The organism is Sphingobacterium sp. SGR-19 (genome assembly GCF_011043555.1).
Lineage (GTDB): Bacteria > Bacteroidota > Bacteroidia > Sphingobacteriales > Sphingobacteriaceae > Sphingobacterium.
Genome location: NZ_JAAKGS010000006.1, coordinates 242,398 through 261,918, shown reverse-complemented (window position 1 = coordinate 261,918; position 19,521 = coordinate 242,398). Strand labels below are relative to the sequence as shown.

At 42.0% G+C, this 19,521-nt stretch carries 13 protein-coding genes; 11 read left to right on the top strand and 2 right to left on the bottom strand.

The genetic code is table 11. The annotated features are described in order from the left end of the window. The first annotated feature begins 12 nt into the window (after positions 1 to 12). The 11 genes from G5B43_RS13300 to G5B43_RS13250 all read left to right on the top strand — a co-directional run bounded on the left by G5B43_RS13300 (position 13) and on the right by G5B43_RS13250 (position 17,730). Positions 13 to 2,604, top strand: a complete 2,592-nt coding sequence (locus tag G5B43_RS13300) for a TonB-dependent receptor (protein ID WP_165295278.1) — start codon at positions 13 to 15, stop codon at positions 2,602 to 2,604. A gap of 146 nt (positions 2,605 to 2,750) precedes the next feature. After that, positions 2,751 to 5,777, top strand: a complete 3,027-nt coding sequence (locus G5B43_RS13295) for a SusC/RagA family TonB-linked outer membrane protein (RefSeq protein ID WP_165295277.1) — start codon at positions 2,751 to 2,753, stop codon at positions 5,775 to 5,777. Positions 5,778 to 5,783: 6 nt separating this feature from the next. Then, positions 5,784 to 7,118, top strand: a complete 1,335-nt coding sequence (locus tag G5B43_RS13290; protein ID WP_165295276.1) for a RagB/SusD family nutrient uptake outer membrane protein — start codon at positions 5,784 to 5,786, stop codon at positions 7,116 to 7,118. 14 nt (positions 7,119 to 7,132) lie between these two features. Continuing rightward, entirely contained in the window at positions 7,133 to 8,470 is a 1,338-nt protein-coding gene (locus G5B43_RS13285; protein WP_165295275.1) for a DoxX family protein, read from the top strand. 20 nt (positions 8,471 to 8,490) lie between these two features. Further along, positions 8,491 to 10,098, top strand: a complete 1,608-nt coding sequence (locus G5B43_RS13280; protein WP_165295274.1) for a hypothetical protein — start codon at positions 8,491 to 8,493, stop codon at positions 10,096 to 10,098. Continuing rightward, positions 10,091 to 10,702: a c-type cytochrome gene (locus tag G5B43_RS13275; protein ID WP_240904863.1), complete on the top strand. Its 612-nt coding sequence runs from the start codon at positions 10,091 to 10,093 to the stop codon at positions 10,700 to 10,702. The genes G5B43_RS13280 and G5B43_RS13275 overlap by 8 nt, the downstream gene beginning before the upstream one ends. A gap of 6 nt (positions 10,703 to 10,708) precedes the next feature. Continuing rightward, positions 10,709 to 11,965, top strand: a complete 1,257-nt coding sequence (gene soxC, locus G5B43_RS13270) for a sulfite dehydrogenase (RefSeq protein WP_165295273.1) — start codon at positions 10,709 to 10,711, stop codon at positions 11,963 to 11,965. Between the two features lie 17 nt (positions 11,966 to 11,982). After that, positions 11,983 to 14,055 carry a TonB-dependent receptor plug domain-containing protein gene (locus G5B43_RS13265; protein ID WP_165295272.1) on the top strand — a complete coding sequence of 691 codons (2,073 nt, stop codon included), beginning with the start codon at positions 11,983 to 11,985 and terminating at the stop codon, positions 14,053 to 14,055. 32 nt (positions 14,056 to 14,087) lie between these two features. Then, positions 14,088 to 15,521, top strand: coding sequence for a phytoene desaturase family protein (locus G5B43_RS13260; RefSeq protein WP_165295271.1), 1,434 nt, complete (start codon positions 14,088 to 14,090; stop codon positions 15,519 to 15,521). Further along, positions 15,518 to 16,426, top strand: a complete 909-nt coding sequence (locus G5B43_RS13255; RefSeq protein WP_165295270.1) for an epimerase — start codon at positions 15,518 to 15,520, stop codon at positions 16,424 to 16,426. The genes G5B43_RS13260 and G5B43_RS13255 overlap by 4 nt, the downstream gene beginning before the upstream one ends. Before the next feature lie 47 nt (positions 16,427 to 16,473). Next, complete coding sequence (locus tag G5B43_RS13250) at positions 16,474 to 17,730, top strand: YeiH family protein (protein ID WP_165295269.1); 1,257 nt, start codon at positions 16,474 to 16,476, stop codon at positions 17,728 to 17,730. 6 nt (positions 17,731 to 17,736) lie between these two features. Here G5B43_RS13250 and G5B43_RS19625 read toward each other — a convergent pair whose 3' ends face one another. Together G5B43_RS19625 and G5B43_RS19620 are read right to left on the bottom strand one after the other, a co-directional pair. Then, complete coding sequence (locus G5B43_RS19625) at positions 17,737 to 18,507, bottom strand: LuxR C-terminal-related transcriptional regulator (protein ID WP_165295268.1); 771 nt, start codon at positions 18,505 to 18,507, stop codon at positions 17,737 to 17,739. A gap of 23 nt (positions 18,508 to 18,530) precedes the next feature. Then, a complete protein-coding gene (locus tag G5B43_RS19620; RefSeq protein ID WP_165295267.1) occupies positions 18,531 to 19,304 on the bottom strand; it encodes a helix-turn-helix transcriptional regulator in 774 nt (257 codons plus the stop codon). Positions 19,305 to 19,521 lie beyond the last annotated feature (217 nt).

Sequence of the window (19,521 nt, the reverse complement as noted above, 5' to 3'; positions counted from 1 at the left end):
ACATTCGAAAATATGAAAAATTACAGAGTATTACGATACTCAGCGACTTTATTGTTTATTTTTCTACTTAAACAAGACCTATTTGCACAAGTTCAACCTCAACCGATCATTAACGCAACTTTAGAAGGCGTTGTTGTTGATTCCATTTCCAAAGAACCAATAGAAGGCGCTACAATTCAACTGGAAGCCGTTACCCACAGTGTGCGTACCGATCGAAATGGAAAGTTTGTGTTTGTTACTGGTCAGAAATTACCACTCACATTGATTGTCACTGTTGTAGGATATGAGCAAAAAAGAATTGTCGCGAATACCTCACCGGCTAGAATAGCATTATCGCCTAAACAGGAAACATTAGATCAGGTCGTGGTGACATCGCGAAGAAGACGAGAACAACTTCAGGATGTACCCATTCCGGTTTCTACAGTGAGAGCAAGTACCATAGAAGATGCAGGAGCGTTTAATGTCGCCAGAATTAAGGAAATCGTCCCTACAGTACAGCTTTATTCCTCCAATCCACGTAATACGACTCTAAATATCAGGGGCTTGGGGTCTACATATGGTCTTACCAATGATGGTATCGATCCGGGTGTGGGATTTTATTTGGACGGCGTCTATATGGCACGTCCAGCTGCGACAGCCTTAGATTTTATTGACATTGAACAAATTGAAGTATTAAGAGGGCCACAGGGGACACTATTTGGTAAAAATACAACGTCGGGGGCTTTTAATATCACTTCCCGTCAGCCAGAATTCATACCCAGTGCCAACTTTGAATTGAGTTATGGTAACTATGGTTATATACAGGCAAAAACCTCTTTAACAGGACCTTTGGTTAAAAATAAGTTAGCTGCCCGTGTCTCTTTTTCAGGAACCCAGCGGGATGGGACTTTGTATAATGTTTATTCAGATCGTCAGATCAATGATATTAATAATCTAGGGGTTAGAGGGCAATTGTTATTTACGCCGAATGAGAATTTAAACATATCATTGGCCGGTGATGTGACGAAGCAACGTCCGGATGGATACGGCTGGGGTATCGCGGGAGTTGTTGAAAACCAGCGATCAGCCTACCGACAGTTCAATAAAATTATTGAAGACTTGGGTTATGAAATTCCCTACAAAAGTGCTTTTGAACGAAAAGTTGATTTGGATACTCGTTCTAAGGCCGACAATGAATTAGGGGGTGTTTCTCTTAACGTGGATTATAAAGTTGGAAATGGTACGTTGACATCTACATCTGCATGGCGCTATTGGAATTGGGTGCCGTTGAATGATAGAGACTATTTGGGTGTTCCTGCTTATACTATCTCGGCCGGAAATTCTGTGCATGATCAATGGTCGCAGGAATTTCGGTATTCCGGTAATATTAGTGAAAAAGTAAGTGCTGTTGTCGGGGTTTTCGGTTTGTGGCAGGATTTGAGAACAGATCCAGTACACACGGAAGAAGCTGGTGACGCATTGTGGCGCTTTCAGCAAAACAACGAGTCGGCCACACAATGGGCTCCAGGTCTGATCGATAAAGTGGGTATTCGCACCAAATATGGCATTAAAAGTACAAGTTTGGCCGTTTTCTCCCAATTTGACTGGGCTATTACTCCCAAGTTACATCTATTGCCGGGTTTACGGTATAACTACGATAAAAAAGTAGCCGATTACGACCGTAAAAAATACATCGATAATACGATAGACTACACGCCGGAACAATTTGCAGCTGTAAATAGTATCTATTCTGATCAAACATTTGATGTAAATGCTGACGCTGGAAACTTGTCTGGTCAATTGTCACTCCAATATAGGTTTAACTCTCTTTACAATGCTTACGCGACCTATTCTAAAAGTTACAAACCGATAGGCATCAACGTAGGCGGATTGCCCGTTATTGATGGAGAAGTAGCAACTGACCTAGCAGAGGTAAAGCCGGAGTCGGTAAACCATGTAGAATTTGGAGTAAAGACTAGTCCAAGCTGGAATTCTTTCTTGAACATAACCGTCTATCAGACCAATATTAAAGATTATCAAACACAAGTGCAAACGCCGGATCCGGGTGTGAATAGGGGTTACTTAGCCAATGCGGAGAAAGTGCGCGTACAAGGAATCGAACTGGATGGGAGCGTGAGACCTTGGGAATTTCTGAGATTGAACGGAGCATTAGCATACACGGACGGCAAATACGTTTCGTTCACCAACGCACCCGTTCCATTGGAAGAAGTTGGAGGTCCCGAAGCCTTTAAAGATGTTTCTGGAGGTGAACTTCCCGGGATTTCAAAATGGTCTTGGTCATTTGCTGCCGAACTGACGGTAAAGGGGCGCTTGTTAGGACTCGCAGGAAATTACTTTTTGGGAACAGACCTTTTTTATCGGTCTAAATTTTCGTCTAGCCCGTCACCGTCGCAATACTTAAATATAGATGCTTATACGCTACTCAATGCGCGTGTAGGATTCCGGGCAGCAAGTGGCCTGTCTGTCATTGTATGGAGCAGGAATTTGACGAATAAAGATTATTATGAGCAGTTACTCGCTGCTCCAGGTAATTTCGGTCAATATGCGGGGGTGGTCGGTGACCCACAGACCTATGGCGTGACTTTGCGATATAATCTTAGATAATTTACGTTTAGTATTAGCTTATTCTCTTTATTTGAGGAAGTATATAGGGGAATTGTTTCCCTATAGTTTCTGCCTTATAATTAATAATGTTACAAGTTCAATTGGCGTTGGCACTTGTTAGTATTCACTATCAAACACTTAAAACTATGAAATATTGTAGAGTATTCCGATACTCGCTTTCTATTTTTTTAATCTGGGCCTCTGTTATAACAGTGTGGGCACAAGAAACAAAACCGATTATTAATGCTTCCCTTGTCGGAACGGTGGTTGATGCAACAACAAAAGATCCTATCGAGGGAGCTACCGTGCAGCTGGAGGCCGTAACACATAGCGTGAAAACCGATCGCAATGGGAGGTTTTCCTTTGTAACAGGTCAGAAATTGCCTTTTAAGCTTACGGTTACTTCGGTTGGCTACGCAACACAGAACCTCGTCATTGAAAAGTCGCCGGTCGTCATCGAGTTACATCGATCTACGGAAGATTTGGATGAAGTGGTTGTCGTTGGGTATACTACTATAGCGAAAAAGAATCTCATCGGTGCTGTAGATCGGGTATCTCAACAAGCAGTTAAAGATATACCCACAGGAAGTTTTGATGCACAGCTTCAAGGTAAGGTGGCAGGTATGCAAGTTGCGGCTAGCACGGGGATTCCCGGCGAAGCATTACACGTCCGTCTGCGAGGAGCGACCTCTATTAATGCAGATAATAATCCTTTATATGTTATTGACGGTGTTTTTCTGAATTCAGAAAGCCTTCAAACCATCAATACAGGAGGTAAAGCGACATCTCCCATAGCTGATTTGAGCCCTTCAGACATCGAATATGTAGAAGTTTTGAAAGACGCTGAAGCAACAGCCTTATACGGCTCAAGAGGAGCAAACGGGGTTATTTTGATTACAACGAAGCGAGGGAAAAATTCGCAATCTGCAAAAATTGATGTCAACCTTTATTCTGGAAGAGGAAAAGCCGCCAAATTGTGGGAATTAACTACCGGACCTGAACACGCTGAATTGGTGAACGAGTATTTTAGAAATATTGGTCAGGCTGAGCCATTTAGACCCGTTGCCGACGGGGGGAGAGGGCTGCCTTCTGAACAGCAAACATACGACAGATTGTCGGAGGCATTCCGGACGGCAGGAGTTCATAATGCAGATTTATCGGTATATGGAGGTAGTGAGAATACAGCTTATTATTTAAGTGCAGGGTATAATAAGCAAGAGTCGATATTGAAACCGATATCCTTTGACCGAGCCAGCTTTCGGTTTAATTTAGATCAAAAGGTGAACAATAACCTTAAAATAGGCTCAAGTAATAGTATATCACGAACAGGGCGTAATCAAGCGAGAGCGGGCGACGGTCCTAGAGGTGGACTTTTACAAACGGCGTTGCATACACCTACCTACCTGTCGCCATATAATGACCAAGGTGTTTTAGTCGGTAGAGCAGGTTTTGACAATCTTACGTTGCTACTTGATAACTATGATATTGGCTCGACCAGCCTGCGCTACATCGGAAATGTGTACGGAGAATATCAAATTTCACCAACCTTGAAATTCCGCTCGACATTTAGCGTTGATCATAATAATTATAACGAGCATGAATACTGGAATAATCTCTTGATAGAAGGAAGTCCAAACGGTCTAGCAACTTCTGCCATTTCTCAATCGACGACGTGGATTAATGAACAGACGCTGACATACCGGAAAAAGTTGGATTCTCGACATACTATAGGGGCATTATTAGGGAACACATTGCAGGGAAGCTATTTTTCCCTAACATCGGCAGAAGGTCGAGGTTTTGCAACGAACGACTTTACACTGATCAGTGCAGCTGCAACCACAACAAGTAATCAAGACTGGAATCAATACAAATTAGCCTCTTTTTTTGGACGGTTGGACTACGCGTTTGACGATAAATACCTGTTGGATTTTTCATTACGGGCTGATGGTTCTTCAAAATTCAATAAAGGTTACCAGTGGGGGTATTTTCCGGCAGTCGGTGTCGCTTGGCGCTTAAGTAAAGAAAACTTCTTACAGGATGTTAGTTTCTTAGACGATCTAAAACTGAAAACAAGTTATGGTTTGACCGGTAATCAGAACGGAATAAATCCTTTTGCTTCCAGGCAATTGTGGTCGGGCGTGGGGTCTTCATATCGCGGCGTTGCGGGGATTGCACCTGAACAATTAGCCAATCAGGAGCTTAGCTGGGAGACTACATCGCAGTTTAATGTAGGCTTGGATGCCGCGTTATTAAACAATAGGTTAACGACGTCATTGAACTATTACTATAAATATACCAAAGACGGTCTATTGACTGTGGTATTGCCCGGAACAACAGGTTTCAGCGATTTTACGAACAATGCTGTAGAGATTAGCAATAAAGGATTTGAGTTAAGTATTAGCTCAGTGAATATCAATAGCGATGTTTTCTCCTGGAACACTTCACTTAATATTGCCCGCAATATCAACAACATCGAGAAATTAGAAACGCCTCAAAATTATGGAAGTAGAAACCTTATTCAGTTTAAAGAGGGACACCCGATGTATTCGTTCTGGGTGTACAACCAGTTATATGTGGATCCACAAACCGGGGATGCCGTGTATGAAGACGTGGATGGTGATGGTCGTATAACAACCGATGACAGACAAATTCTGGGCAGTATATGGCCAGACTATTTTGGCGGGATAAGTAACGACTTTTCCTATAAAAACTTTGATTTAAACACATTTTTTACATTCTCCGTTGGTAACAAAATATATAATCATAATCGCTTTTTTGGAGAAGCCGGAGGTGCTCGGGATGCGGCACGAATTATTTTTAAATCTAATCTGGATCGTTGGCAGCAACCAGGTGACATTACGGATGTGCCACGCTCAGATGGGGTGAATAATAATAACTATAAGGACGGAGGCGGTAGATGGCTGGAAGATGGATCCTATTTAAGATTTAGAACATTAAGTCTGGGGTACAATTTCACGGCCAAGTCCTTAGGGAAATTACCGCTCTCCAAGTTGAGAGTATATGCGCAGGCGACTAACTTATTTACGATTACGAAGTATACAGGACTTGATCCCGAATCAGCGTCAAGTAGCGCTGCAAATCAACAAGGGATCGATTTGGGCACGCCGCCACAGCCTAGAAGTTTTCAGTTGGGGATTAATTTGACTTTTTAAAAGACTATGAAAAAATATCTATATTTATTTTATATCGCATTAACAACGAGTTGCTCTTCATTTTTAGAGGTAGATCCTAAAACGTCTATTTCCGGTGAAGATGTAATCAATGATGAAACATCCGCCAACGCGGCTATTAATGGCGTTTACGATGCATTACGCGATTATTATAGTGTGAATTATCAGTCCATTGCCTATTTATCGGGTGATAATGTCCAATGGACAGGATCGCAATCACAAGTGCAAGAGTTTATTAACAATAAAGTCAATCCAGAGAACTCCACTATAGCATCTACATGGATCGGAATTTATAGAACGATAAATCGCGCAAATAACGTAATCAACGCACTCGTAAATCACCAAGGAGATGGGATACCGACAACTGTAAAAGACAACGTGTTAGGGCAAGCATACGCTATTCGAGGTTTGGCCTATTTTGATTTGGTGCGCGTATGGGGTGGAGTTCCTTTAATCACAGAACCGACAGAAAAAGTAGGAGACAATGCGGGTATTGCAAGAAGTACAGTTGAGCAGACGTATCAACAAGTAGTTGATGACCTGAATCTAGCGGAAGACCTACTCCCTTCGACAACAGACCGATTCGTCTTTACAAAAAAGACAATCTGGGCATTAAAAGCGCGATATCATTTATATCAAAAGAATTGGGAAGAAGCGAGAGACTACGCAAGCTTATTAATTAATGACCAATCAAATTACGAATTATTAGCGCCATATTATTCTTTTTTTAAGAATAATGTGACAGGAACTAGGGAGTCGGTGTTCGAACTGTTTTACAGTGCTAACGAATCCAATCCGCATAGAGCGCAATGGCAACCGCAAACGAATGGTGGAACCAGACAATGGGCGCCCAGTGACGAGTTGATAGCCTTATTAACAAACGCGAATACAGCCGGCGCACGGAGTGCATTGATAGCGCAGGACAACCAAAATCGCTGGTACGGTGACTTATATTACAGAAGCACAGGAGCCGATCCGACTTACGTCATTCGTATCGCTGAACTCTATCTTATCCGTGCTGAGGCCTATGCTGAATTGGAAGAATACAACTTGGCGGTAGATGATCTAAACAAAGTTAGAGAAAGAGCGTTGCTTGCAGATAAATTGTACACGACAAATCAAGCTGATCTTTTGCTGTGGATTGAGGATGAGCGCCGTCTCGAATTTGCGTTTGAAGCACATCGTTGGTTCGATTTGGTGCGAACAGGTAGGGCGCAGCAGGTATTGGGAATAACCGAATCATTCCGATTATTATTGCCGATTCCATACAGCCAGATACTAGCCGATCCGGCACTGAAACAAAACCCAGATTATTCATCATAAAGTATCGATATAAGATGGCATCATATCTTCAAAATCCCGTATGGAAGAAGTATATTCTTCGTGTAAGCATACTTTTTATCGGGTTGCTTAGTTTGCCTTTGCAACCAGATTTTTATAAAACGTTGTTTACGATCAGTTGGCAATATTTTATTGCGGACGTATTCTACTTAGCTACCTTCTTGCCACATTATTTTGGCGAACAGACTGGTCTATTGGATTGGGTATTGCTTTTGATCATTGCATTGATTGGAGCAGCTGTCTGGCTGAAAAAGGAAAAACCCGGAAATACGGATAGAGAACAACTATACTATTATTATTTGCGGATATTTGTACGGTTTAAACTGGCGGCCATATTGTTTGTAACCGGCTTTCTCAAGTTATTCCCCATTTTTGCTCCAGAACTATCTTTGAGCCACTTAAATACAGCGTATGGTTATTTTGCAGATTGGAAACATCTGCTGTTAAGTTTATCCGCAGCTCCGGCCTATTTGGTGTTTTTGGGCATCGTTGAGCTTATTGCTGCGATCCTATTGCTTTTTCGGAAAACAGCTTTTCTAGCCGTTATTTTTGTTGTACCATTTTATGGGAATGCATTTTTGGCGGATTTGGCGTATCAAGGCCCCAGTTATTTTGTCTCTACTTATATTGTGTTATTGACATTGCCCATTTTTGTGTACGATGTTCAACGTTTAGGATCATTGATTGTCGATTTTAAAGAAACATTACCCGCCAGCTGGAAATTGGATTGGCAAAAAGTAAGCTGGTCAAAATGGCGATTATCACTTAAAGCAGTTTTCGTCTTCGTGTTTATTGTACTGGTAGCTGTCAGGTCTTATTCTATCTACCAAGATCCAAACCAATCGTTACATTATCCAAATGAGGCAGGTCTACCCGATATTGAAGGAAAATATCTGGTGGATATTTTTGTATTGAATGGCGATACATTGGCTTTTTCGCCGACAGATAGCGTAAGATGGAAAGATGTTGTATTCGAAAAATGGAATACGTTAAGTGTGCGAAAAGTAAACACGGTTTTCAAGGACGAACCCCCTACGGCTTTTTTTCAACGCGAAGAAGATAGCAGAGATTATGAATATACCCAGGTGGGAGATCGTCTATACTATCGTTATACGATTACCAATGACAGTATAGCACTTAAAAACCCAAATAGAAACTATCATGACGACACCTACCTATTCAAAGTGGAACGACCGGATAGTCTGCGTATAAATTTGTCTGGTTTTAACGTACGGGGAGATACGCTTCAGATTGAGCTTAACAAGGTCGATAAAAAGTATCTTTTGTATGAGGTTAAAAAGATTGGACGTCGTGGACTGGGATATAAGTTGTAAATATTTAAAATCATTTGAAGATGTCAGTGAATAATCTGTCGCAAGGTAAGCGTAAATGGACTACCTTTCAACTCATCGCGTTTCGTATCAGCTTTGTTTTCTTTATCATCGTATCTATACCCAATAACCCCTTGTGGTATAAGCATGTGTTTGCTATAGATTGGCTTAATCTGGATTACAGGGATCTGTATGATATTTGTCGATTTGGATCAGGTGTGAATTGGTTTGGTCGGACCACCTTTGGATATCGTCTGGAGGGATATAGTATTTGGGTGAACACCCTATTTTTTTCGATCATAGCAGGTTTCATTTGGACGTTTATTCTAAAGCTGTTCAAAAGAGAGCGATCAGAATACAATAAATTGTTTTATTGGCTTAATGTTATCGTGCGCTATAGAGCAGGTTTGGGCATTATCGGGTTTGGTTTTACAAAACTTTTTCCGGTGCAGATGCCTTATCCTTCTTTTGGGATTCTGGATACCGACTATGGCGATTTAACCGCACAAAAGATTTTTTGGCTTTCGTTTGGAATCGTGCCTTGGTATCAGGTGTTTGCCGGAATATTGGAAGTGGGAGCAGGTACCTTGCTGTTTTTCAGAAAAACAGTTCCTATCGGAGCGGCTTTACTTGTTGGCGCATTGGGAGCCATTGTTGTGGTGAATTTTGCTTACAACGGGGGCGTGCATGTTTACAGTTCATACTTCGTATTGTTGAGTTTATTTTTGCTGGTGCCCTATTACAGACCGTTCTATAATTTGTTTGTCAAAGAAATAGTCACGAAAGTCGAACTTTATCTCCCCAAATTTAAACCTACGTTTAACTATTTTAGAGTTGGCTTCAAAACCGTTATTATATTCATTTTTGTAGGTGTTTTCTTCTATTTACAATATCTTGACTATCGATATGACCCTTACAAACAGCCCTCCTCTGCAGGTGTAAAGGAATTGCGGGGTCATTATAATGTGACGGAATTTAAATTAAACGGAGAAACAAGGCCCTTTAATCCATACGACACTATCCGCTGGCAGTCTGCAACGTTTGAGAATTGGTCCACATTAACTTTCCGTGTCAATAGACCGTTGCGATTAGATTTGTCAAATGGTGGTGGCGATCCAAAACGAGATGTGAACCGCACATTTGAATTATCTGGGGTTGCAGGAGGACAACGTGCATTTCATTATTATGCGGACACCGACAATAAAAAATTGTATCTGGAAGACAAATATAAGCTTATCCCCGATCCACGTAATGTGACAGCTGGTGAAGGTGGCGATGGAGGTGTTCGAAACTATCTGAAAGATCAAAAAGCATATGATGATGCCCCGTCGATTTCTTTAGAAGAATGGTTGCCCGATTCCGTAAAAAGTAAGTTTGCTGATGAGGTGAATGATGTACATCCCAAAGCCAGGACGACGCGCCGTATCCGCGAGTTTGCTAAAGCAGATGAATTGGCGAAGAAAGAAGTGAGGCAGCGTTTTGTGGTCAATTATACCGTATATGATAAGGGCAATAAAGTCATATTGGTAGGGATAGATGAAAACCGTGATTCGCTCTATGTCGTCTTGGATAGGGTTATAAAAGATCATAAGCTTGCCCCAGGTAAATTGGTAGCCGGACAATATGATTAAAAATGCGAGCATATATATGTTGCTTGGATGTGCCGTAGCATTGCTTGTGCGTTGCAATCCTATTGATAAAAATCCTTCTGTCGTTCAAGTGCAACTGCATGAAGCAGATTGGTCAGACGGACTTGAGGCGTACGAAGCAACGTGGCCGGATAAATTTGGGATAGGGAAATCAGCCGATAAAAGTTTTATTGCTAAATGGGATATCGATGTTCGACCAGACGGAAAAGGATTACCGAAAGGCGAAGGCAGGGCGAAAAATGGCGCCGCAGTGTACCAAAATAAATGTGCCAGTTGTCATGGCGTCAATGGATATGAAGGACCCGAAGATAAACTGGTCACCGACTCGACCGGAAGAAATACCATCGGCAATTACTGGCCTTACGCGACGACTATCTTTGATTACGTCCGTCGCGCCATGCCGTTTGAGGCCCCCGGCTCATTGACCGATCAAGAGGTTTATGATATCACCGCCTATTTGCTGTATTTGAATGGTATCATAGAAGAAGAGTTTGTTATTACGGAAAAGACCTTGCCACAGGTAGAGATGCCAGCAAAGAAAAGATACGTATTGGATGATCGGCGTGGAGGTCCAGAGATAAGATAAAATACTATGTCAGTAGAAAAAGAACATTTTCAGCAAATACAGAAGCTTGTCCGTTGGTTGACGGTCACCGTTGTCGTGTTTTTAATTGTGACGGTAGTTTTTGTGGTGTATCAACATACATCCGATCAGGTTATAGAACCAAAATTTGACTCAAAGATTGTTGTTGATCCGAGCAAGGTCCAAGGAGCCCCATCATCCGAAGTGGGTTATCGTTCTAAATTCGATAGCCCCAAGCGTATAGCCACTTACGCGACGGCTTCACGAACGCCTTTGGAAGATCTGCAAGGTACGATTACGCCGTCGGATCTGCATTTTGAAAGACATCATGCCGGTATACCAGAGATAGATCCTGAACGACACGAATTACTTATTCACGGTTTGGTCGAAAAGCCTATACGTCTGAAGCTTTCAGATATCAAAAAATATCCTTCGGTGTCACGAATTTGTTTTATTGAATGTTCGGGTAATTTTCGTTATGGTAAAAGGGAAATGACACCGGGAGAAGTATGTGGGTTAACTAGCCAAAGTGAGTGGACGGGTGTGTTATTGTCTACCGTTTTACGTGATCTCGGTGTCAAACCGGAGGCCAAATGGTTGTTGGCAGAGGGTGCTGACGGTGCGCTGATGGCACGTAGTGTGCCGCTGAAGGAGGCGTTAACAGAGGCCATCATCGCCTATGGTCAGAACGGGGAGGCTATCCGCCCGCAGCAGGGTTATCCGATGCGATTGGTCATTCCCGGTTTCGAAGGCAATACACAGATCAAATGGTTGCGGCGTATCGAAGTGACAGACGAGCCCGTGATGACCCGGGAGGAAACTTCGAAATATACAGAGAAAGTCAAAGACGGGAATATCCGGATGTTTAGCCTAGTGATGGATGCCCGTTCGATTATTACCTATCCCGCGTATCCAAAAAAGATTGAAAAAGGCTGGCAAGAACTACGGGGCATCGCATGGAGCGGAAGGGGCAAGGTAGCAAAAGTATTGGTCAGTGTAGATAACGGCAAAACCTGGCAAGAAGCACATTTACAAGGGCCCGTGTTAGAAAAAGCACATACCGCATTTAAATTCATGTGGAACTGGGACGGAAAGCCTACGCGTGTCCTCAGTAAAGCGATTGATGAGACGGGTTATGAGCAACCGACATATAATCAGCTTGTAAAAGCAAGAGAATCGAAGGGCGGCTACCATTTTAATCCTGTTGTGGGGTGGGATATTGAGAAAAGTGGTGAAGTGTACTTGGCAGATATCAAGGATATCTAAACATATAGTAATGTAATATGAAAAGAGTTTTTGAGATACTGACGGCTTCTCTGATTTGTTTATTTGTACAAGATACTTTTGGACAGGTTGAACCGGATGATAGTACAAGCCTCTATTATGCTATTCAGGAAATTATCATTTTTGGGAAAGGATCTGACAAAGGACTGATCAACCGCGTTTCGGCAACGCAGATACAGAACTTTAACAAGCACAATGTGGTTGAAGCCGTCAATTTATTGCCTGGTGTTAGCATTACGCAGCTTGGAGCTAGGAATGAGGGCAGTATTATGGTAAGAGGTTTTAATTCCCTGCGGACGCCTGTTTTTTATGATGGCATTCCCATTTATACCCCTTACGACGGGACTTTTGATTTGAGTAGATTTAATACATTTGATATAGAAGGCATTTCCGTAGATAAAGGTTTGGTATCGGTGCAATACGGACCAAATACCATGGGCGGTGCCGTCAATATCATTTCCAAAAAACCGATAAAAAAACTAGATATCAACGGGCAATCTGGCTTAATATCGGCAAAAGGCGATGCCGCAAATGGATATTTTTCTTCTTTTAATGTGGGGACTAGACAAAACACGTATTACGCACTCGGTTCTGTTTCTATTTTGGACAGAAAAGATTTTGTGCTATCTAATAAATTTGAACCAACGAACAGCAGTTTACAGGACGCAGGAAAAAGAAACCACGCTTCTTCTCAAGATATCAAATTGAGCGGAAAAGTTGGCTATACACCAAACGAAACAGATGAATATTCCCTGAGTTTTATTTATCAAAATGCAAATAAAGCTATTTCTCCAAATGTACTGCTGACCGGAAATAGCAATTGGAGAGATTATCCTGTTTATGATAAAAAGAGCGCTTATTTCAAAACAAAAACGTTGCTTGCGGAAAAGACTTTTTTACATGTGACAGGATATTATGATACCTATTTTAATGAGATGAGGCAGTATGACGATAACGAATATCTATTGCAAAATAAAAACTCTTCTTTCTCGAGTGTATATGATGATTATACATTTGGAGGAATAATAAATCTTACTTCGGAGGCTATTAAAAATAACCTTATTACGTTTTCCTTAAATCAAAAATTTGATGTGCACCGGGAGCATAATCGCGAAATTGCAGAGCGTTTGGAGATTGAGCAGAATTTTAAGGCGGGAGAACCCGTTCAGGAATATAATGATCATACTTTTTTTGTAGGGGTGGAAGATGTTATCGTGCTAAATTCATCTGTAAAAGGTATTTTGGGGTTGTCTTACAATACCAGAAGGAATACCAAAGCACAGGAATACGGCACACATTATAATACAGGTGAGCGCGACGTGCTATTTGATTTTCCGACAGGTTCAAATCAGACGTTTGACTACAAGGGAGGTTTGGTTGTCGAACCTGTTGATAACCATAAAATCACGTTATCTGCTTCAAAAAGAACCCGTTTTGCTTCGCAAAAAGAACGATATTCAAGTCGATTCGGGAGCCAAGTGCCTAATCCCGGACTAAAATCGGAGTATGCGTGGGTATTTGACCTGACCTATTCCGGGGAAATAGGATCCTTATTTCATTACGAGGTATCTGGTTTTGTGAATGACATCCATGATGCTATCTTAGTTCGGACAGTCGGTGAACTGGACAATGGCAATCCAATTAATCAAAATGTCAATATCGGAAAAGCAGTGTTTCAAGGATATGAACTCGCTTTTGAATACGACCCTTTATCATTTTTAAGTGTGGGTGCTAATTATAGTTTTATTGCATTAAAGGACAAAACCGGAAATGATGAGAAATTTATAGATGTACCAAATCACAAAGCTATAGGGTATACTAAAATTGATATTCCAAAGATTAAATCGGCTTTTCTAGCAAGCATCGAGTATTATGGGCAGCGATATATGACAAGTACAGGGGATGAAGCACCAGATTTTGCCTTATTACATGCGAAGTTCTCTGTTCCGGTTTATCGTGGTGTTTCGTTGGATTTAAGAGTGCGAAATTTATTAGACAAAGATTATTATTTGGCTTTAGGCTATCCGAGGGAGGGAAGGTCGTTTTTGACTGCGTTATCCTATCGTTTTTGATGTTAGCTGAAAGTAAGTAACTTAGTGAGAGAATGAAAAAATACGATGCCATCATCATAGGTTCCGGTCCGAATGGATTTGCTGCCGCGATTACGTTGCAGCAACAGGGACTTTCTACGTTGATCGTGGAAGGTGCGAATACTACAGGAGGAGGTATGCGTACAAAAGAATTAACCTTGCCGGGCTTCAAGCATGATGTTTGTTCAGCAATACATCCCATGGCGATGGCTTCCCCTTTTATGCGCTCCATACCCCTAAAAGAATACGGATTGGAATTTACACAGGCAACTTATGCCGCGGCACATCCTTTAGATAGCGGTGATGCAGGCGTGCTATACCATAGCTTAGAAGAAACCGCACAACATTTAGGAGTTGATGCGCAGACCTACACAAGATTGATTCTACCGATCATTAACCGATGGGAAAGCTTGGCCCTAGATACCATGGGGCCGTTGCGTTTCCCTCGTCATCCGCTGGATTTGGCAAGTTTTGGGCTAAACGCTTTAAAACCGGCGACGTGGACAGCATCGTCGTTTAAGACAAAAAAAGCAAAAGCATTATGGGCAGGAATGGCAGCACATGGCATACAACCGCTATCGAACTGGGCAACATCCGCTATTGGCTTGGTACTGATGGCAGTAGGACACCGTTACGGTTGGCCTATCCCCAAAAATGGTTCACAGTCTATCGCCGATGCGCTGGCAGCATATTATATTTCGCTCGGTGGCGAAATACAAACAGGATGCTGGGTAAAAGATACGCGGGAGCTCCCCCAACATAAGATATTGATATTGGATTTAACGCCCAAGCAAGTACTGAGAGTGGAGGGATTGCAGTTGCACGATTCCTATCGGAAACAGTTGAGAAAGTACCGTTATGGCATGGGCGTATTTAAGGTTGATTGGGCACTTTCTGATGCCACACCTTTTAAAGACGCTTACAGTCAACAAGCAGCAACGGTGCACCTCGGTAATACCTATGATGAAATAATACGGAATGAACTTCATTCCCATAGCGGTCAGGTGGTAGAGAAGCCGTTTGTTTTGTTTGCCCAGCCTAGTCAATTTGATAAAAGCCGGACTCCTGAAGGTAAACATATAGGATGGGCCTATTGCCATGTTCCCAATGGCTCTATTGTTGACTTTACGACACATATTGAGAATCAGATTGAACGTTTTGCTCCTGGTTTTAAAGACACTATTTTGGCACGACATACCTTTAATCCCACACAGATGGAAGCCTATAATCCAAACTATATTGGTGGAGACATTAATGGTGGAGTAATGGATATCTTCCAGTTGTATACCCGACCCACTTTATCTCTTACGCCGTATCGTACGTCGAATAAAAATGTTTACATAGCTTCTTCCTCTACACCTCCGGGAGGGGGCGTACACGGGATGTGCGGATTTCATGCTGCCCGGTTCGTTTTAAAGGATCATTTTAATATAGATGTAATGTTATGAGAAAGATTGTACTTGCCGGAGGATCCGGTCATCTAGGCACGTTGTTAAAGAGGGCTTTTCTGGATTCGGGATGGGAGGTAGTGATTTTGTCTCGGCAGCGGAATAGAAAAGAAGAAGGGGTTACTTATGTGTTTTGGGACGGTGAGCATGTAGGGGCTTGGGGCAATGTGCTGAATGGTGCAGATACCGTGATCAACTTGAGTGGTAAAAGTATACAATGTCGCTTTACACCAAAAAATAAAGCGCTTCTTGAAGATTCTCGCCTTTTACCAACTAATGCCTTGGGAAGAGCAATAGCCACTTGTAATAAACCTCCACGACTCTGGATAAACTTTTCTGGTATATCTATTTTTTCTGGATTAAACGAATTGCAGGATGAGACAAGCATGGCAATCGGCGACGATTATCTAGCTCAACTGACCCGAAGATGGGAAGCTGCTTTTTCAGCATTTGATCTTCCGGATACGTTAAAGGTGATACTTCGCGTCAGTCCGGTGTTGTCAAAACAACAAGGGATGTTAGCGGAACTACTTCCACTAGCGAAATGGGGCCTGGGAGGGAAAGTTTCTGATGGACGTCAATGCGTTAGTTGGATTCATGAGCGAGATTTTGTGAAATTGGTACAGTGGATAATCGAGCGGATGCAACCACGGCGGGTTTATCATGCCTGTAGCCCTAATCCAGTCACTAATGTTGCATTTATGAAAGTACTCAGAGAAAGCGTGGGAGTTTCTTTTGGGCTGCCTCTTCCCCTGATCATGGCGCATATCGGTTCGTTTTTAAAAGGCGTCGATTCGAGTATTCTACTTCATTCTGTTCCGGGGACAACCAAATACACTGTAGAAGATGGATTTGATTTTGACTTTGGAGAGATTAAATGTGCATTGACCGATCTAGTGAAATAATAATACTTATATTGTCCATCATTTACAAAAAACCTTAACTGTATATAATGTCATCTTCTAAATCAAGTATAATGATTAGCGAGGACTGGGTGGTCGTGATCCTCGGATTAGCTATCATTTTTTTAGCCCTGTTTGGTATCGTCGTACCTAAACCAAGTTTTTCGTGGGATACGTCAGCGATACTTTTTGCAAAAGTCTTATCCCCCGATAACCTATTGGTTATTGGCGCACAATTTTTATTGGTGTTCGCTACTGCTCTGGTGGGAGCCTTGTTGTTGGGAAAACCGTTAAAGCCAATTTTGGTCGTTTTTCCTTTCATTTTTGTATTAACCATATTTGCATTGGTTTTAGCAGGCAATAGTACTGTACAGGAGTATAACCTGGAAGCCGTTATATTTAGCTTAGGTATCGGTTTGCTGATCAGCAATTTTTTTAAATTACCGTCTTGGTTTAAAGAAGCACTTTCTACCGAACTGTATGTAAAAATAGGTTTGGTGCTGCTAGGAACAACGGTTATCTTTAGCGAGATATTGAAAGCTGGAGCTTTAGGGCTGATTCAGGCTTTGGTTGTTGTATTGTCGGTCTGGTATTTTGCGTTTTGGCTTTGTAAGAAATTAAAAATAGATCAGGAGATGGCGATGATGCTTTCGTCGGCTGTTTCGATTTGTGGTGTGTCGGCCGCTATTGCTACGTCAGGAGCCATTAAAGGAGATGCTAAAAAGCTATCCTATGTCGTCTCTTTGGTTTTGATTACCGCTATTCCGATGATGATTTTTATGCCCTATCTTGCAGACTGGATGGGCTTATCGCAGGAGGTTACCGGAGCTTGGCTCGGTGGGAGTATTGATACGACCGGGGCGGTTGTAGCATCCGGCTCGTTGGTAGGCGAGGAAGCGTTAAAAATTAGTACCATCGTGAAATTTTCTCAAAATGTCCTGCTCGGCATAGCCGCGTTTGCTATCAGTATTTATTGGACATATTCGCATTCCAAAAGTGCAGAGCAGGCCGAGAAACCAACCTTAAAAATCATTTGGGAGCGTTTTCCAAAATTTGTAATAGGTTTCGTTTTTGCTTCCCTCTTGTTTTCGTTTGTCATTAGTCCTGAACAGATCGGCAATGTAAAAGCAGAACTGAAAAGTATTCAAAGCTTATGGTTTGCATTAGCTTTTACATCGATAGGTTTGGAAACGAATTTTAAAGAGCTATTTGTGCATAATAACAAGAAGCCACTTTATGCGTTTCTGATCGCACAGGGATTCAATATTGTGGTTACACTGTTGATTGCATTGTTATTGTTTAGATAGATTCGGCTATAATAACCCCATCTCGATACACATTTTTAGTAGAGCCCTGCTATTGTGAGTATTTGTTTTTTTTAGCATGTTTTTGCGATGGACATTGACTGTCTGTACGGATATACCCAATTGCTGAGCTATGATTTCGCTGGAAAATCCGTCAGCAATGAAGCGGAGGATCTCGCGCTCACGTTTGCTAAACGGATTGCAAGTCTTATGTAGGCCAAATTCACAGGAAAGGTCTGCTTGATAGAAATCCGTGCAACCGTTAATACCCATCAGTGTCGCGATATAACTATTTTGCCGGCTGAGATCCTGAATGTCGGTATGGATGTTGAGGCTGCGAGACATTCGACCATTGTCGTCGACTACAGCGATGATGGCTTGGTGATGAAAGAGATGATAGCTGCCATCAGCAATCCGCATACGAAAGCAATAGCAGGATTTCAGGTTTCTGACATGCTGCACTCCGATTTCCGCTACTTTTCCATAGCAATATTCCTCTGCCCGGAGCACGAAAGGGATATCTTCTGGGTGAATAAGGTTGATGATATGCTGCAGGTGCTTGGGCTGTGATGTAAGACCGTGTATTTTACATAGGTTCGGATGCTGATGGCTCAACGTTTGTTGACGGATGTCAATAAGATAATAATAGAAATCACCTCCCACAAATATGTCCGAAAGTAGCGCTGTAACAGATTCGTTGTTCTCTGTTGCTTCTTCCGAAGAGAAAATAGCGGGATATTTTTCCCATATTGGCAGCAGTGTATGTTCGCTTTCCTCCATATGTTTATTGCTCTTTTCTGACGTTAAAATAATCCCTGTTCGAGGCATTCCCGAATCAAATTACGGGAATTGTTGGTTGCTGTTTTTTTAAGGAGATTTCTACGATGTGTCCGCACGGTGTGGTCGGATATAAAAAGCTGCTCGCTGATTTGTTGATTGGACAGTCCCTGAGAGAGTAATTTCAAAATTTCCCGCTCTCGTTTGGATAACGGGATTGTCGGGATTCTGGAATGCTGCCGTGACAGATTAATCTGGCAGTAGTCCGTTCGCTCACCAACCCCCGATATCAATACAATCCGGTTATTGACTTGCGTAATATGTTGAATGTCGGTGTGAATATTCAGCGTAGTAGCCATCCGACCCTGTGCATCTTTACTTAGATGTATGGCTTGGTGATGAAAGAGGTGGTAGCTGCCATCGGCAATACGCATGCGGAAGCAATAAGATGTCTTGAGGCTTAATTGATACCGAAATCCAATTTCTTTCAATTTTTCCAGTGTTGCTCGCTCAGCGTCTACAACAAAACCTAAATCATCGGGATGAATGAGATCCATAATGTTTTGTAGCGTGGTGGGATAGTCGGCTAAACCATGAATATCAAGTGTGCGCTCCGAAATATGGCTTAAACTATAATCTGGAATGTTGATTACATAGTGATAGAACGGGCCTAATGCAAGGATATCAGCAATATACTTCCCGATAGGAGTTGACTGAGAAACGGTATAGGTATTGCTGACGGCCTCGGGATAACTTTCCCAAAGGTCTGCAAGTAGATGACGTGGTTTGTGCTTTTCCATATTCTTACACTTTGTTCTTTTTCCGCATCTACATCTACCTCTTCGCCTTATGATTGTACTGTGTCAATAGTCTGTTAATTAGTGTTCTAAAAATAATCAAAATTTTTTCAAAACACCTCTAATAATAAAATAAAAATACCTCATAATGGGTATTTACAAGTAAGGGGCTATTCGTTTTATTTGTGAGATATTACGTTAGCGAAAGTAAGGCTAGGAA

Coding starts and splice junctions, on each gene's coding strand:
- G5B43_RS13275 (WP_240904863.1), top strand. CDS start 10,091: ATGATTAAAAATGCGAGCATATATATGTTGCTTGGATGTGCCGTAGCA.
- G5B43_RS19625 (WP_165295268.1), bottom strand. CDS start 18,507: ATGGAGGAAAGCGAACATACACTGCTGCCAATATGGGAAAAATATCCC.
- G5B43_RS13255 (WP_165295270.1), top strand. CDS start 15,518: ATGAGAAAGATTGTACTTGCCGGAGGATCCGGTCATCTAGGCACGTTG.
- G5B43_RS13295 (WP_165295277.1), top strand. CDS start 2,751: ATGAAATATTGTAGAGTATTCCGATACTCGCTTTCTATTTTTTTAATC.
- G5B43_RS13250 (WP_165295269.1), top strand. CDS start 16,474: ATGTCATCTTCTAAATCAAGTATAATGATTAGCGAGGACTGGGTGGTC.
- G5B43_RS13265 (WP_165295272.1), top strand. CDS start 11,983: ATGAAAAGAGTTTTTGAGATACTGACGGCTTCTCTGATTTGTTTATTT.
- G5B43_RS13285 (WP_165295275.1), top strand. CDS start 7,133: ATGGCATCATATCTTCAAAATCCCGTATGGAAGAAGTATATTCTTCGT.
- G5B43_RS13260 (WP_165295271.1), top strand. CDS start 14,088: ATGAAAAAATACGATGCCATCATCATAGGTTCCGGTCCGAATGGATTT.
- G5B43_RS19620 (WP_165295267.1), bottom strand. CDS start 19,304: ATGGAAAAGCACAAACCACGTCATCTACTTGCAGACCTTTGGGAAAGT.
- soxC (WP_165295273.1), top strand. CDS start 10,709: ATGTCAGTAGAAAAAGAACATTTTCAGCAAATACAGAAGCTTGTCCGT.
- G5B43_RS13280 (WP_165295274.1), top strand. CDS start 8,491: ATGTCAGTGAATAATCTGTCGCAAGGTAAGCGTAAATGGACTACCTTT.
- G5B43_RS13290 (WP_165295276.1), top strand. CDS start 5,784: ATGAAAAAATATCTATATTTATTTTATATCGCATTAACAACGAGTTGC.
- G5B43_RS13300 (WP_165295278.1), top strand. CDS start 13: ATGAAAAATTACAGAGTATTACGATACTCAGCGACTTTATTGTTTATT.